General features: G+C 72.2%; 11 protein-coding genes and 2 tRNA genes. 4 read left to right on the top strand and 9 right to left on the bottom strand.

Translation table 11 applies throughout. The features are described from left to right. Window positions 1-70 precede the first annotated feature (70 nt). Both C1N74_RS03165 and C1N74_RS03160 read left to right on the top strand, forming a co-directional pair. On the top strand, window positions 71-1,111 hold the full coding sequence (locus C1N74_RS03165; RefSeq protein ID WP_137749953.1) for a glycosyltransferase family 4 protein: 1,041 nt from the start codon (window positions 71-73) through the stop codon (window positions 1,109-1,111). Continuing rightward, window positions 1,108-2,385, top strand: coding sequence for a glycosyltransferase (locus C1N74_RS03160; RefSeq protein WP_137749952.1), 1,278 nt, complete (start codon window positions 1,108-1,110; stop codon window positions 2,383-2,385). Before C1N74_RS03165 ends, C1N74_RS03160 begins: the two co-directional genes overlap by 4 nt. A gap of 7 nt (window positions 2,386-2,392) precedes the next feature. On the opposite strand, the gene C1N74_RS03155 is transcribed toward C1N74_RS03160, so the two are convergent. The 3 genes from C1N74_RS03155 to C1N74_RS03145 form a co-directional block, all read right to left on the bottom strand. After that, complete coding sequence (locus tag C1N74_RS03155) at window positions 2,393-3,025, bottom strand: flavodoxin family protein (protein ID WP_114598009.1); 633 nt, start codon at window positions 3,023-3,025, stop codon at window positions 2,393-2,395. 72 nt (window positions 3,026-3,097) lie between these two features. Beyond that, entirely contained in the window at window positions 3,098-4,072 is a 975-nt protein-coding gene (locus C1N74_RS03150; RefSeq protein ID WP_114598010.1) for a squalene cyclase, read from the bottom strand. 19 nt (window positions 4,073-4,091) lie between these two features. Beyond that, a complete protein-coding gene (locus C1N74_RS03145) occupies window positions 4,092-6,146 on the bottom strand; it encodes a beta-galactosidase (protein WP_137749951.1) in 2,055 nt (684 codons plus the stop codon). Window positions 6,147-6,208: 62 nt separating this feature from the next. Here C1N74_RS03145 and C1N74_RS03140 point away from each other — a divergent pair, with 62 nt between their 5' ends. Further along, entirely contained in the window at window positions 6,209-6,805 is a 597-nt protein-coding gene (locus tag C1N74_RS03140; RefSeq protein WP_036305123.1) for a TetR/AcrR family transcriptional regulator, read from the top strand. A gap of 156 nt (window positions 6,806-6,961) precedes the next feature. Here C1N74_RS03140 and C1N74_RS03135 read toward each other — a convergent pair whose 3' ends face one another. From C1N74_RS03135 to C1N74_RS16580, 5 genes are all read right to left on the bottom strand, one after another. Beyond that, the gene (locus tag C1N74_RS03135; protein WP_137749950.1) at window positions 6,962-7,768 is read right to left on the bottom strand and encodes a sugar nucleotide-binding protein; all 807 of its coding nucleotides are present in this window, start codon (window positions 7,766-7,768) and stop codon (window positions 6,962-6,964) included. Between the two features lie 93 nt (window positions 7,769-7,861). Beyond that, window positions 7,862-7,953: transfer RNA gene (locus C1N74_RS03130), tRNA-Ser, on the bottom strand. A 93-nt stretch (window positions 7,954-8,046) separates the two neighbouring features. Continuing rightward, on the bottom strand, window positions 8,047-9,357 hold the full coding sequence (locus C1N74_RS03125) for an LCP family protein (protein ID WP_023952429.1): 1,311 nt from the start codon (window positions 9,355-9,357) through the stop codon (window positions 8,047-8,049). Between the two features lie 273 nt (window positions 9,358-9,630). Further along, window positions 9,631-11,271 carry a RecQ family ATP-dependent DNA helicase gene (locus C1N74_RS03120; RefSeq protein WP_258317988.1) on the bottom strand — a complete coding sequence of 547 codons (1,641 nt, stop codon included), beginning with the start codon at window positions 11,269-11,271 and terminating at the stop codon, window positions 9,631-9,633. A gap of 4 nt (window positions 11,272-11,275) precedes the next feature. After that, the gene (locus C1N74_RS16580) at window positions 11,276-12,037 is read right to left on the bottom strand and encodes a hypothetical protein (protein ID WP_240482620.1); all 762 of its coding nucleotides are present in this window, start codon (window positions 12,035-12,037) and stop codon (window positions 11,276-11,278) included. Window positions 12,038-12,168: 131 nt separating this feature from the next. Here C1N74_RS16580 and C1N74_RS03115 point away from each other — a divergent pair, with 131 nt between their 5' ends. Further along, the gene (locus tag C1N74_RS03115) at window positions 12,169-14,595 is read left to right on the top strand and encodes an acyltransferase family protein (protein WP_137749948.1); all 2,427 of its coding nucleotides are present in this window, start codon (window positions 12,169-12,171) and stop codon (window positions 14,593-14,595) included. Window positions 14,596-14,632: 37 nt separating this feature from the next. On the opposite strand, the gene C1N74_RS03110 is transcribed toward C1N74_RS03115, so the two are convergent. Beyond that, a tRNA-Ser gene (locus C1N74_RS03110) sits at window positions 14,633-14,720 on the bottom strand. Window positions 14,721-14,739 lie beyond the last annotated feature (19 nt).

The following is a 14,739-nucleotide window of genomic DNA, read 5'->3' as shown; positions in this document are numbered from 1 at the left end:
ACGCTAGCCGAGCGGACACGCCGGCGCCTCGCACTTGCGCGAACCACAGGCGACCGGTAACGATGACCGGATGCCCGCCGACCCCCCTCCCCTGTGCCTGGTCTGGGGCCCCGCCGGACACGGCGTGACCGACTACGGTGCCGACATCGCCCGGGCCGCCCACCGGCTCGACCCGGCCCTCCGCACCGTCGAGGTGACCGACCTCGGTGCCGCGCTGGCGGCGATCGCCCCCGGCGAGCGCGTGCACCTGCACGCGACGGACCGCCTGCTCGGAACGAGCCTCGAAGCCGCCGCAGACGCGGTCGAGACGCTCGCCGGCGCCTGCCGGCTGACGCTCACGCTGCACGACCTGCCGCAGCCCTCCGACGGCACGAAGTACGACCGCCGGGTCGCCGCGTATCGCCGCTTCTTCGCCGCGGCCGACGCCGTGGCCGTCAACAGCGATCACGAACGGCTGCTGGTGTCCGAGCACCTGGGCGACGACCTGCGCCCCCGGGTGATCCCGCTGGGAACCCGCGTCGCCGCCGCCCCCGAGACCGGCGAACCCACCACCTCGGCAGATCTCGTCGTGCTCATCGCCGGCTTCGTCTACCCCGGAAAGGGGCACGAGCCCGCCGTGCGCGCCGCGACCGCCGCCGTGGACGCCCTGCGGGCGTCGGGACGGCCGGTCGGCGAAGCGGTCGTCCGCGCGCTGGGCGCCGCGTCGCCGGGCCATGACGGCGATGTCGCCGCACTCGAACGCCTGGCGGCCGATCTCGGCGGTCGCTTCGAGATCACCGGGTTCCTCGGCGACGAGGATTTCGCCCGGCGGCTGCGCGAACCCGGCATCCCGGTCGCCGCCCACGAGCACGTGTCGGCGTCGCGGTCGATGCTCGACTGGATCGAGGCGGGCCGCCGCCCGCTGGTCGTCCGCTCGCGCTACAGCGACGAGATGGACCGTCTGCGACCCGGCACCGCGACCCTGTTCGACCCGGCGGAGCTGACCGGCATGCTCGCCGCCGCCTGGGAAGATCCGGCCTCGACGCGCCTCGTGCCGGGGCACCCGCTGCATCCGGATCTCGCCGACGCGGCCGGGTCGTACCTCGCGTGGTGGCGCGGGATGCCGCGATGACGGCAGACAGCCCCGCCGGCATGCCGCTCCCGGCGAACCGGTGGGATCTCCTCGACGGGCGGTGGCCCGAACAACCGCCGCACGTGTCGGTCATCGTCGCCCACTACCGCCAGCCCGAACAGCTCGCGCGGACGCTCGCCGCGCTGCGGTCGCAGGATCACCCGGCCGAGCTGCTGCAGATCATCGTCGCCGACGACGGCTCGCCCGAGCCGCCCTCCGTTCCGGACGGGGTCGAGCTCGTCCACCACGAGGACCGGGGGTTCCGGCTCGCGGCCGTCCGCAATCTCGGAGCGGCTGCGGCACGCGGCGACGTGCTCGTGTTCCTCGACGCCGATACGGCACCCGAACCCGCCTTCATCCGTGAGCTGACCCGGCTGCCCGCACTCGCGCCGGACTGCGTCACGGTCGGGCGCCGCCGGCACGCCGACCTGCGCGGCGTCGACGCCACTCGGCTCGCCGAGGAGGCGGCGCCCAGGGCTCTGCCCGAGCCGGACTGGCTCGCGGCGGAGTATCGCCGGACCGCGAACCTCCTCCACGCCGACGACCGCAGCTACCGGTACGTCATCGGGGCCGTCATCGCGTGCTCGCGGATGCTGTTCGATGCGACGGGCGGATTCGACGAGTCGTTCACGTCGTACGGCGGGGAGGACTGGGAGTGGACCTATCGCGCGTGGCTGCGCGGCGCGCTGCTCGCCCACGTGCCCGCGGCCGTCGCCTGGCACGACGGCCCGGATGCCGCCGGACGCGACGAAGGCGCTGTCGCACGCCGCAATGCCGAGACCATCCGGCTGAGCGACCTCATCCCCGTCGCCGGATCCGCGGGCCGGGGCCTGCGGCCCACCCACCCCGACATCGCGATCATCGCGCCGCCGCACGCGAGCGCCGGGCAGCGGTTCCTCGCCCTCGACAGCACCCTCGCGGCGCTCGGCCCCGCCTCGAACCGCGCCGCAGTCCTCGCCGAGGACTCCGAGCCGGATGCCGCCTTCGACCGGGTCCGGGTCGTCGTCGAGCTGCTGCGCCCGGTTCGCGTCGACGCCGACGCCGACGTCCTCGCCGCGTCGCTGGCGCGGATGAGCGACGAGGCGCTCGGCGAGGTGACGCTGCGCTCCCCCGACGGCGAGCCACTGGTGCGGATGACGTCGACGCGCGCCCGCACCCGGAGCGAGCGCTGGCACCGCGACGATCTCTTCCCGACGGCGTCGGTGACGACAGCGGCGATCCGCGTCGTCACCGACGAGCCGGACCTCGCCGCCTACCTCGGCGGCTGGGGATGACCGGCGCTCACTCCGCGGGGTAGCGGGCCGCGCGCAGCACGCGGGCGAGGTGCGCCGCGTTGCGGGCGAGTGTCGCCGTCGTCGAGGCGACCGGGTCGGGGGTCTTCTCGAGATCCTTGAAATCGACCGTCTGCATCGCCTCGCCGTTCCAGTACGTACCGCCCTGGGCGGGAATCGTGAACCCGACATCGTTCAGCCCCTGGAACAGGTCTGCGGTGGCCTTGTGCGCGCCGTCCTCGTTGCCGACCACGGCCACCACGGCGACGCGGTCGAAGAGGATCGGCCGACCGGCATCGTCCGTCTCGGAGAGTTCGGCGTCCAGGCGCTCGAGGACGCGCTGCGCGAGACTCGAGGCGTGCCCCATCCAGATGGGCGTCCCGACGACCAGGATGTCTGCGGCGAGGATCTGCTCACGAACGGAGGGCCACTCGTCGCCCTCCCCCATGTCGGTCTCGACGCCGGGCGCGATGTTCAGGTCGGCGATACGCACCTGCGTACCCGCGGCACCATGCTCGGCGAGGGCGTCGAGCACCTGTTGCAGCATGAGCTGCGTGCTCGACTCAGCGGGTGCGGGCTTCAGGGTGCAGTTGAGGGCGACGACGCGAAGCGGGGCGTCGGAAGCGGGCGAGTCTGTCGTCATGGCGAGTCCTTTCGTCTGCCGCCATCGTCGGCGACGATCCGTGACGGACGACAGGCCGTTGACAGGACCGCGTCAGGCCGGAACGGCGGCATCCCACCACCGCAGCACGCGCAGGGCGATCATCGTCAGCCAGGGCGACGGCTCACCCCGGGCGACATCGATGTCGAACCAGACGCGTCCCGCCAGCGGCGTCCCCTGATGCCATGTGCCGTCGGCGGAGCGAGCATTCCGAACCATGTCGACGGCCTGCGCCAGCCGTGGGTCGGGCGCGACGCCCTCGAGGAGCGCGGCGGCGCGGAAGTGGTCGAGGGCTGCGAGGACGCTGTAGCGGTGGCGGTCGGGATAGACGAACTCCGTCACGAAGTCGCCCACGGGCTCGCCGGTCGAGGCGCGGAAGGCCAGCCGCCGCGACAGCAGGTACTCCTCACCGCGGTGGCGGCTCTCACGGAGGGCCGTGTCGCCGGTGATCTGCTCCCACGCGAGCATGCCGCGCAGGGCGTTGAGCGTCGAGTGGAACGACCCGCGGGTCGACCGGCCCTCCTCCGCCTCGCAGTTCCACCCGCCGTCGGTCAGCTGATGATCGCGGAACCACCGCGCCAGTCCGCTCACGTCGACGCCGAGCCAGGCGCCCGTCGCGAGCGTGTACGAGTTGATGCACACGTCGATCTCGCCGTCCCAGTACGGCAGGTCGTCGTACTCCCACCGGCTGTTGCGCCGGAGCCGTTCCGCGGTGTCGCCGAGGACGGCGGCATCCAGACCCCACTCGCGCAGATCCTTCAGGGTCCAGGTGGTCGCCGTCCAGGGCTGACCCGGCGCGCGGGCCTCCGGGCTGTCGAAGAACCCCGCGGGGAAGTAGGCTCCGCCCTCCCACTGGCCGTCGTCGCCCTGCTCCCGCAGGAGGCGCGCCCCGTTGCCCTCGGTCGCGACGCGGGCGCGCGTGGCCTGCCACACCGACGGCGGAGCGCCGGCGAGGTCGCGCTCCACCTGCCAGCGCAGCGACGGGTCGGTGTCCAGAAGCCACGCCAGCGTGCCGTCCGTGTCGGTCATGCGGTCATTGTCGCGCGGGTCAGCCCTCCTGCGCGAGCACGGCGACCCCGCGGGGAGCGATCGTCACGGCATCCGCGGAACCGCGCTCGGCGGCGCCCGCGAGCAGGTCACCCGCTGCGGCCACGACCACCTCGTCGTCGGTGCGGTTCGCGAGGAACACGTAACGTCCGGCCTCGTGGCGACGGACGATCACGTCGACGTCGCCGTCGGCCGCGAGGGCGTCTGCCGCGAGCGCCGGGATGTCGCCGGCCAGGCGCCGCATGACGTCCGCCGCACCGGGCCGACCGATCGCAGCCGACACGTACGTCGCGCTGCCGCCGCTTTCGTGGGCGCTGCGGCGCCGAGTGATGGCCGGGGCGCCGTCGAGATCGCCGCCCGCGTAAAAGTCGAGCACCTCGACATCCGGTTCGACGCGAGCGATGCGCTCGCTCCAGTCGCGGACGACCGTGCCGGATGCGAGGGATGCCGTCTCCCCCGGCAGCATCGGCACGAACTCCTCGATCGTGATGCCGAGCAGGTCGCGCAGCGCGCCCGGGTAACCGCCGAGCCACACCCGGTCGTTCTCGTCGACCACGCCCGAGAAGTAGGTCGTCACGAGGTGACCACCGCCGGCAACGAAAGCGGTCAGGCGCTCGCGCAGCGCCGCCGGGACGACGTGGAGCATCGGCGCGACGACCACCTCGTAGTCGGCGAGGTCGGCGGCGACGGGCACGACGTCGACGCGGACGCCGAGGTCGAGGAGCGCCCGGTACCACAGCAGTGTCTCGTCGTCATAGGCGGGCGACTCGGCGGGGTGCGAGTCGCGGCCGCTGACCCACCACGACTCGTAATCGAACACCAGCGCCACACGAGCCCGCTCGCGCCGACTGCCGGTCACGGGTGCGAGGTCGCGCAGCTGCGAACCGAGGTCGACGACATCACGGAACACCCGACTGTCGGCGCCGGCGTGCGGAACCATGCCGGAGTGGTAGCGCTCGCCCCCGGCACGGGACTGCCGCCACTGGAAGTAGCAGACCGCGTCGGCCCCGTGCCCGACATGGGTGAGGGCGTCGCGGACGAGCTCGCCGGGGCGCTTGGGCGGATTCACGGCGCGCCAGTTCACCGCGCTCGGCGCGTGCTCCATGAGGAACCACGGCCGGCCGCCGGCGATGTTGCCGGTGAGGTTCGACCAGAACGACAGGTCGTCGCGCCCGAGCTCGCCCGGGCGCAGGTAGTGGTCGTTCGAGACGAAGTCGACGTCGCCGACCCACGAGGGGTAGTCGATGTCGCGGACGTTCTGGGCGACCATGAAGTTCGTCGTGCGCGGGATGCCGGGGGTCACTTCGGCGAGCACCGCGTTCTCGGCACGGAGGTGGTCGCGAACGGCATCCGACGAGAAGCGCTCGAAGTCGAGCTGCTGTCCGGGGTTGCGCTGCGTCGGCGCGGCGCGCGGAGGCAGGATCTCGTCCCATTCCTCGTAGTGCTGCGACCAGAACGCCGTGCCCCAGGCCTCGTTGAGCGCGTCGAGGGTCGTGTAGCGCTCCTCTAGCCACACCCGGAAGGCCCGGGCGGCGTCATCCGAGAAGTCGTACAGGTTGTGGCAGCCGAGCTCGTTCGAGATGTGCCAGGCGACGAGGGCGGGGTGGTCGGCGTAGCGCTCGGCCAGGGCGCGGGTCAGCCGCAGCGCGTACTCGCGGAAGACCGGCGACGTCGGCCGCCAGTGCTGGCGTGACCCCGGCCAGAGGGTCGTTCCGTCGATCGTCTGCGGCAGGATCTCGGGATGCCGCTTCGCGAGCCACGGCGGCGGCGACGCGGTCGCCGTGGCGAGGTCGACGTCGATGCCGTTGGCGTGGAGCAGATCGATGACCTCGTCGAGCCATCCGAAATCCCATTCGCCGGGACGCGGCTCGAGCAGCGCCCACGAGAAGATCCCGAGCGAGACGATGTTGACCCCGGCCTCGCGCATGAGCCGGACGTCCTCGTCCCACACCTCGCGCGGCCACTGCTCCGGGTTGTAGTCGGCGCCGTAGCGCATCCGTCCCGGGCCGAGCGCCCCGTCCTTCACCCAGCGGTAGGTCGTGTCATCCGTTGCCATGCGATCAGCCTAGACCGAAACACGTGCAAATGCACGGGATTGAGGTGTTCTACGCTCGGGTCATGCCATCCGATGCCGCTCACCCCCGCGGGCCGTACGCGAAGAGCGCGGCCCGGCGCGCGGAGATCGTGGCGTCGGCGACCGTCGTGTTCGGCACCCACGGCTACCGCGGCGGGTCGCTCCGCCAGATCGCCAAGCAGCTCGATCTGAGTCTCACCACCGTGATGCACCACTTCCCCACGAAGGTCTCGCTGCTGGCGGCCGTCCTCGAGCAGGAGGATGCCGCCGACACCGACTTCCCCGCGCGCGCGGCCCGCGACGGGTTCATCCCGAGCGTGCTCGCCATCGTCGAGCGCAACCTCGCGCGGCGCGAGCTCGTCCGCATGTTCTCGATCGTGTCGGCCGAGGCGACGCACCCCGAGCACGAGGCGCACGCCTGGCTGCTCGAGCGCTACCGAGCGGTCACCGAGACCTACGCCGCGGCCATCGCCGACGACCGCACCCGCGGCCGACTCGAGGCGGACGACGACCCGCGAGCCCTCGCCGACCTCGTGATCAGCGGCTGGGAGGGCATCCAGATCCGCTGGCTGACCGACGACACCGATCCCGTCGCCGCGATGCGCCTGCTGCTCACCGGCCTGCTGCGCCCTCGCCGCTGAGCACGCCGCGCCTGAGCGCGCCGCGCTCGAGCCGATACATTCGTCGGACTGCCGGGGCCGGTGTGGTCTCGGACCCCGCTACTGGCGACACCAGCACCACCGGTCCGACGGCTGTATCGGCTCCGACGGCAGAATCGCCGCCGCTGGGCTCGGCGATCAGGCGCGGTCGGCGATCATGCGCCCGTAGCCCTCGACGAACGTCGGGAACGTGAAGTCGATCATCGCGGCGAGGCGCGAGCCGTCGAGCACCTTGCCGCGGTCGGCGTCGGGCATGACCTCCGCGCGCGGCGGTGCGGCGACCCCGAGGCGATCCGCGATGAACTCGACCACCTCGCCGAGGGCGGCGGGTCGCCGGTCGACGCCGTGCAGGAGCGCGGGCGGCGCGTCCGCGTCGAGCAGCTGCGCGATCGCGCGGACGAGGTCGACCTCGTGGATGCGGTTGGTGCGGCGGTCGTAGTCGACCGGCTCGCCCGCGAGAACCTGCCGGATCAGCCGCTCGCGCCCGGGCCCGTAGATCCCCGCCGGCCGCACGATGATCGCGTCGAAGAGTTCGCGCGCCGCACGCTCGCCGTCGACGAGCTGTTCGCCCCGCATACTCGTGGGCCGAGGCTCGTCATCCTCGTCGAGAGCCCGCTCCGGACCCCACCCCTCGAAGACCCGCGTCGACGACACGAAGACGGTGCGCTCGGGCTGCTTCGGGAGGGCCTGCGCGATCCGCTGAAGCGCGGCGCGGTAGAAGCCGGGGTCATCCCCCGGCGGAAGCGTGACGACCATCGCGTCGACCGCGGGCAGCGTCGTGTCGAGGGGCGCTGCCAGATCGGCGACGATCGGCGTGAACGCGGGCCGGATGCCGCCGGCGCTCCGCCGGATCGCGACGACCTCCTGCCCCGCATCGACGAGGCTCTCGCCGAGGCGAGTGGCGACCTTGCCGGATCCGACCAGGAGCGTACGTCGAGCAGTCATATCCCCATCCTCCCAGGGCGCGCCAGGGCTGGGGCCGCCGCATCGAGACGCAGCCGGAAACGAAAAAGCCCCGGCGGACCGGGGCTTTCGTCTTGGCGGAGACGGAGGGATTTGAACCCTCGGTCCCCTTACGGGGACTCCACCTTAGCAGGGTGGTGCACTAGGCCTGACTATGCGACGTCTCCACGGCATCCGACGCGAGACGGCGCGGATGCACCCGGCAATCATAGCCCGGACTTCCCCAGGCTCCGAATCGAAGGCCGTGAAGGCGCCCCGTCTCAGCGCGCACTGACGGTGCAGGTCACCTGCGCCGCCGTCTGGCCCGTGACCGAATCCGGCAGCACGACCGGCGCGCCCGCTTCGGGCGCCTCCGTCGCGGGCGCATCCGGCGTCGCCGCCGGGTCGGCGGGCGCTGCGGAGTCGGTCGGAGCAGGCGCGGGAGGAGCCGCCTCGCCGACGACCTCGGTGCCGTAGCCGTCGCTCGTCGATCCGCTCAGCTGCACGGGCTGGTTCGCGGCGAGCGCGTCGAACAGCACCTTCGCGGCGCTCTCGACGGGCCGGACGCGCAGCCCGCCGTCGACGTACGCGGTGGGGTACTGCACGAAGACGATGTCCTCGTAAGGCACGCTGCGCATGGCGAGGGCGATCTGCACCATCCGTTGCGGGCTCGACAGCGACGAGCTCAGCTTGATCTGTCCGCTGGCGACCTGGTCGACTGCGGTGGTGGCGAGGTTGAGCAGCGCCGTCGGATTGCCGAGCACGCCGTCGGACTGCAGCTTGCGCACCATCGAGCTCATGAACTGCTGCTGGTTCGAGATCCGCCCGAGGTCGGACCCGTCGCCGATCGCGTACCGCGTGCGCAGGAATTGCAGAGCCTCGGTGCCTTGCAGAGTGTGATTGCCCTTCGCGAGGCTCAGGCCCGTGTGGGAGTCGTTGATGTCATCCGACACGCAGACGTCGACGCCGCCGATCGCGTCGGACATGTTGATGACGCCGGTCCATCGGGTCGCGGCGGCGAACTGGATGTCGATGCCCGTCAGCTCTTCGATCGTGCTGACCGAGCACGCGAGGCCGCCGTACATGTACGAGACGTTGAGCATCTGAGCGCTCATCGCGGAGTACTGGGTGCCGTCCTCGCCGGTGCAGGCGGGGATCGGGACGATCATGTCGCGCGGGAACGAGATGACGGTCACGCGTCGCGGCTCGTCGCTGATGTGCACGAGCATCGTCACATCGTTGCGCTCACCGTCGGTGTCCTTCGCCTGACAGGCACCCGATAGTTCAGCGTTCGCTCCCTCGCACGAGTCGGTGCCGACCACGAGCATGTTCACGCCGCCCTCGATCTCGCCGATCGTCGGGGGGAGCTGCGAGTCGTCGTCGCCGATCGAGACGCCCGCGTCGGCCACGACCTGGGTGGCGTTCCACACGTAGAAACCGCCGATGGCGACACCGCTCACGACGACGACGGCGACCATGACGCCGAGCACCGCCAGGATCTGGGTCAGCGGGTTCGGCGACCGCAGCTGGCCGTGCCGGGCGACGGGACGACGACGGCGCCGCGACGCCTTCGCATCGGAACGTGCGCTCACGGGTGTCCTCTCGACGAGCCGGCGAGGAGTGCGTTCGGGTGCACGCTCTTCGCGTCGCGCAGGCACTCCCGGGTGACCGACTCATCATAGGGACGGATGTCTGGAAACTCTGTGAGCGCCGCGGACATGCGAGGCGGCGACGCCCCCCATTCAGCCGCCACCGCCCCGACATGCTCGTTTCACTCACCTGCACGCTAACGAGCCGCGAACGGCGAACCGGCCGGAATGGAACGAGACTGGTAAGCACTCCCAGGGGCGAGCAGCGGCCGAAGATCAGGCAGGTTCGAGCAGGCCGCGCTCAGCCACCAGGTCTGTGGCGAGCACCTTGTACCCCTGCGATTCGAAGAACACGGTCACCCGGTCGTCCTCCACCGCCATGACCGTCCCCTCACCCCACTCGTGGTGGCGGACGATGTCGTCGACGTGGAAGGGCCCGTCGGTGTGGTCACCCTGTCTCCCCGGCCCTTCGTCGCGAGCCGAGCGGTCGTTCGCGGATGCCGCGCACGTGTCGCAGTTCTCGCACGGCTCGACGTAGTCCTGCCCGAAGTACCCGAGCAGCGTCGCCCGCCGGCATCGACGGGTCTCGGCGTAGCTGCGGAGCATCTCGATGCGGGAGGCGTCGATGCGCTCACGCTCCGCCGACCTCTCCAGCGCCGCGTCGACCGCATGCTCGACGGTCATCCCCCGCCGCAGTGCCACACCGGCGCGACTCGTGCGCACGGCACCCGCATCCACGAGCACGGTGAGCAGGGCGGTGACGCGACGGGCCGACAGCCCGCCGGCCGCGGCGATCTCGGCACGCGACCGCGTCGCGCCGGCGACGGCGTCGACGAGTCGCTTGAGCTCGCCGCGCTTCGGGGCCGACGCCGCGAAGAAACGTCGCAGCGACAGATCTTCGGGCCGGTAGTGCAGCGTCGCCGTCGCGGGCTCGCCGTCGCGGCCGGCGCGACCGAGCTCCTGATAGTAGGCGTCGATCGAGTCGGGGATGTCGGCGTGCACGACGAAGCGCACATCGGCCTTGTCGATCCCCATCCCGAAGGCCGAGGTGGCGACCACGACCTCGACCTCGCCGTCGTGGAATGCCTCGTGCACCCCGTTGCGCTCCTTCGCCGACAGACCGGCGTGGTACGCGACGGCGTTGACGCCGCGTTCCTGCAGCGCCTCCGCGTACTCCTCGGCGCCCCGCCGGGTGGCGGTGTACAGCAGCCCGGGCCCCGGCAGCTCCGCCACCTCGTCGATCACGGCCTCGCGCTTGCCCGACTTCTCGGCATGACGGCGGATGTTCAGCTCGATGTTCGGCCGGTCGACATCGCCCACGAGGATCGCCGGGTCGTCCATCCCGAGCCGCTCGATGATCTCGGTGCGGACGGGGCTCGTGGCCGTCGCGGTCATCGCGAGGATCGGCGGACGCCCCAGACGCTCGGAGACCTCGCCCAGCATGAGGTAGTCGGGGCGGAAGTCGTGCCCCCAGGCTGCGATGCAATGCGCCTCGTCCACGACCAGCAGCGACACCCCCGCCTCGGCGAGCTCGGCGACGACGTCGTCCTTCGCGAGCTGTTCGGGCGCGAGCAGGACGTACGAGGCCTCTCCCGAACGGATCGCGTCCCAGGCCTCGCGCTGGGCGCGCACGCCCCGGCTCGAGTTCAGGGCGACGCCGTCGGGCGCATCGGGCGCCTCCTCGATGCGCGCGAGCTGATCCTCCTGCAGCGCGATGAGGGGCGAGACGATCGCGGTCAGTCCGGGCCGGAGGGCCGCGGCGACCTGGTAGACGGCCGACTTCCCGGCCCCCGTCGCCCAGACGACCAGCACGTCTCGCCCGGCGACGGCCGCCTCGATGGCGTCGAGCTGCTGCGGGCGCAGCTCCTCGATGCCGAAGGACTCTCGGGCGACACGGGCGATCTCGTCGGGCTGCACCGGCTCAGTCCATCGCGCCCGCCGCGACCGTGCACGCCGCTTGCGCCGGCGCCCCCGGTGTGGAAGGCGCGTCGTCAGCGGGCTGCAGCCCGCGACGCTGGACGCGGTCGTACGACGGCTGGCGCAACGCACGCACCCAGGGGTAGACGCGCGCGCCGGGCAGCACCCGTCGTCCGGCGTCGAATCGGGGCTGACCATCCGGCCATGCGGCACGGCGCAGCCGCACGAGCGCGAACGGGCGCCAGGGGCCGAACGGCGAGGCGAACGACAGCACGAGACGCCAGTCCGCGGCATCCGGGCCGCCGTCCACGGTCGTCGCCGAGAGCAGCACCGGGCCCCGGCGCCCGCGGTAGGGCAGCAGGATGCCGAAACGCGCGCGCTCGGGCCGGCGCAGGGGCAGCAGCGCGTAGCGCAGCGGCACGCCCCGCCCGGTCGAGGCGAACTCGATGTCGGCCGCGCCGTCCCCCGGAGACTCGGGGTCACCGGGGATGCGGAGCGCGAGCCCGAAGATGTCGGGCAGAGCGTCCGGGAGTCCGAGTGATCGCGACAGGCGAGCGACCACGGGCGTCTCACCGGCGACCGGCGGATCGTCTATCCACGAGACCCCGGACCGACGATCCGGGCCGACCCAGCGGATCGTGCCGCTGAGCATCGTCCCGCGGACGTGGATCGGGCGCGGCCGGCGCAGAACCAGCAGAGCGCCGAAGAATCCGCGGAGCAGCGTCCCGGCCACGCGGGCGAAAGGCGCACGAGGAAGAGCTCTCATCGCGCCAGCGAAGCGGGTTCCCTGCTGCTTGTGCACAGGGGTTGCGCTGAGATCTCGATGCGCTATCGCCGCAGTGAGACCGCTCCCACTACACTCGGTGGCGCCCTTCCGGACGCCATGTGAACAGCCCGATGCTCCCCCACCCGACGCCGCGACGCGACATCCAGGGCCTTCGGGCTCTCGCCGTCCTCGCGGTCATCGGCGCGCACGCCGTCGGCTGGCCACGCGGCGGGTTCGTCGGGGTCGACGTGTTCTTCGTCGTCTCCGGCTTCCTCATCACCGGGGCTCTGCTGCGCGAGGTGCAGCTCACGGGCGGCATCCGCCTCGCCGCCTTCGCCGGTCGGCGCGCCCGCCGCATCCTGCCTCTCGCGGTCGTCGTGCTCCTCGCCACGGCGGCGAGCGCCTTCGTCGTCTTCAATCGTCCCCGCGCCGAGCAGACGCTCGTCGACGCGCTGTGGTCGGCGGGCTTCGCCGCCAACTGGCGATTCACCGCGGTCGGCACCGACTACTTCCACGCCGACGACGCCGTCTCACCGCTCCAGCACTTCTGGTCGCTCGCGGTCGAGGAGCAGTTCTACCTCGCGTGGCCGCTGCTGCTCCTGCTGGCGGTCTCGCTTCTGCCCGCCGCCCGGCGACGCGGCGCCGCAGCGACCGCGGCCGCGGCGACGCTCGCGGCAGCCGTCGTCGCCACCTCGTTCGCGTGGGCGATGCTGCAGAGCGCGGATGCCGCCGTCGCGGCCTACTTCTCCACCTTCACCCGCGCGTGGGAGCTGGCGATCGGGGCGCTCATCGCCGCGATGGTGCCGCTGCTGCGCCGCATCCCGCCCGTCATCGGCGGACTCGCGTCGTGGGTCGGTGTCGGAAGCCTCGTCGTGGCGTTCGCCGTCATCGATCCCGCGGCGGGCGGGTTCCCGGCTCCGTGGGCCGCCCTGCCCGTGGTCGCCACGGCACTCGTGCTCGCGGGCGGCGTGCCCGGCGACCCGCGGCATCGGCACCTCTTCCCGCTGACGAACCCGGTGAGCGTCTTCGCGGGCGACGTGTCGTACTCGCTGTACCTCTGGCACTTCCCGGTCATCGTGTTCGCCGCCGTTCTGCTGCCCGCCCGGGAGGCCACGACGGTGCTCGTGCTCGCGATCACGGCCGTCCTCGCCGTCGCCTCGTACCACCTCGTCGAGCGGCCCTTCCGATTCGCGCCGTACGGACGGCCGGTCGGCGGCGAAACGACGGAGACGGCGCGCGAGGATGCCGCCGCCGCGCCGGTGTCCGCTGCGGTGCGCGCTGCGACGCCGGTTCGGGATGCCGCGCCGGCCCCGGCGCCGCGCGCGCTCAGCACCCGCCCCGCGGGCTGGACTCCCGGGACGCGCTACTACCCGGGTATGCCCCGTCCTGACTCAGCGGACCTTGCTCTTCACGATGTGCCCGCACCGATAGCCGCGCCGGCGCTCGCACACGCGACAGGGACAGGGACAGGGACAGGGACAGCGACAGCGACAACGACGACCGCAGAACCGACGTCCGACGCATCTGCGCCCTGGGCCGCGTGGCGCGCCCGCTTCGGGCCGCCGGCGCTGCTTGCGGCATCCGGGCTCGGCATCGCCGCGCTGGCCGTCGTGCTCGTCGTTCAGAACGTGTTCGGCGGCCTCACGGCATCGCTCGTCGCCTTCCCGCCCGCGGGTGCCGCCGACGCCGCGAGCGACGCGGCCGACGCAGACCCCGGCGACCCGATCGCCGCCCTGCAGGCCGAGCTCGCCGCGGCCGCGACCGCGACGGAATGGCCCGAGCTGCATCCCTCGCTCGACGAGGTCATGACCCGGTCGTCGGCGAGCAACCCGGCGCGCGACTGCTTCTCACCCGATGTCTCGCCGACCGCCACGGGCTGCTCCACGGGCAGCTCCGACGCCCCCGTCCACATCTATCTCGTCGGCGATTCGACCGCGATGGCCTACGCTCCGGCGTTCCGCAAGCTCGCCGATGACAGTGACGGCGGCATCCGCGTGACGACGGTCGGCCTCTACGGATGCCGTTTCACCGACGTCGCCGTGCAGAACGACGGCGCCGGCGTGATGGCGGCATGCCCGCAGCGGAAGGCCGATGTCCGCGCCATGATCCTCGCCGACGCGCCGACCCTCGTCGTGATGTCGAACGCCTACACGCTCGGGCACACCCCCGACGGGGCCGACCTGTCGGCCGATGCGCTGCTCGCCGCTCAGGAGGCCGAAGCCGACAGCTATGGGATGCCGGGTCGCATCGTCCACCTGGCGCCGCCGCCGGAGGGCGCCGATCTCGGACGCTGCTACTCTCCCGCCGCCTCGCCGTACGGCTGCGCCGCGGGCGTCTCGAGCACGTGGGGTCAGATGGAGTCGGCAGCCGAGCAGGTGGCGGCAGCGTCCGGGAATCACGCGGTGAGCTCGCTGCCGTTCGCCTGCTGGGAGCTCGTGTGCCCCGCCTTCGCGGGCGACATCCCCACGCGCTACGACCGCACGCACCTGACCGTCGCCTACGCCGAGCACATCGTGCCCGCGCTGCGCGCCGAACTCGCCGCCCGCGGGCTGCTCTAGCCCGCGGAGCGCGAAGCCGGGCAGGCGAAAGCGGTTATGGCGGAGGGTGTGGGATTCGAACCCACGGGACATTGCTGCCCACCAGTTTTCAAGACTGGATCCTTCGGCCGCTCGGACAACCCTCCCAGCGGCGCGAACCGCTGA

The sequence above is a fragment of the Microbacterium sp. SGAir0570 genome (assembly GCF_005491085.2).
In the GTDB taxonomy this organism is placed as follows: Bacteria; Actinomycetota; Actinomycetes; order Actinomycetales; family Microbacteriaceae; genus Microbacterium; species Microbacterium arborescens.
This window is presented reverse-complemented; position numbering and strand designations above follow the sequence as displayed.

Excerpts from the sequence above, each read along its gene's own strand:
- C1N74_RS03165 (WP_137749953.1), top strand. The coding sequence starts at position 71 with ATGCCCGCCGACCCCCCTCCCCTGTGCCTGGTCTGGGGCCCCGCCGGA.
- C1N74_RS03150 (WP_114598010.1), bottom strand. The coding sequence starts at position 4,072 with ATGACCGACACGGACGGCACGCTGGCGTGGCTTCTGGACACCGACCCG.
- C1N74_RS03145 (WP_137749951.1), bottom strand. The coding sequence starts at position 6,146 with ATGGCAACGGATGACACGACCTACCGCTGGGTGAAGGACGGGGCGCTC.
- C1N74_RS03135 (WP_137749950.1), bottom strand. The coding sequence starts at position 7,768 with ATGACTGCTCGACGTACGCTCCTGGTCGGATCCGGCAAGGTCGCCACT.
- C1N74_RS03160 (WP_137749952.1), top strand. The coding sequence starts at position 1,108 with ATGACGGCAGACAGCCCCGCCGGCATGCCGCTCCCGGCGAACCGGTGG.
- C1N74_RS16580 (WP_240482620.1), bottom strand. The coding sequence starts at position 12,037 with ATGAGAGCTCTTCCTCGTGCGCCTTTCGCCCGCGTGGCCGGGACGCTG.
- C1N74_RS03140 (WP_036305123.1), top strand. The coding sequence starts at position 6,209 with ATGCCATCCGATGCCGCTCACCCCCGCGGGCCGTACGCGAAGAGCGCG.
- C1N74_RS03155 (WP_114598009.1), bottom strand. The coding sequence starts at position 3,025 with ATGACGACAGACTCGCCCGCTTCCGACGCCCCGCTTCGCGTCGTCGCC.
- C1N74_RS03115 (WP_137749948.1), top strand. The coding sequence starts at position 12,169 with ATGCTCCCCCACCCGACGCCGCGACGCGACATCCAGGGCCTTCGGGCT.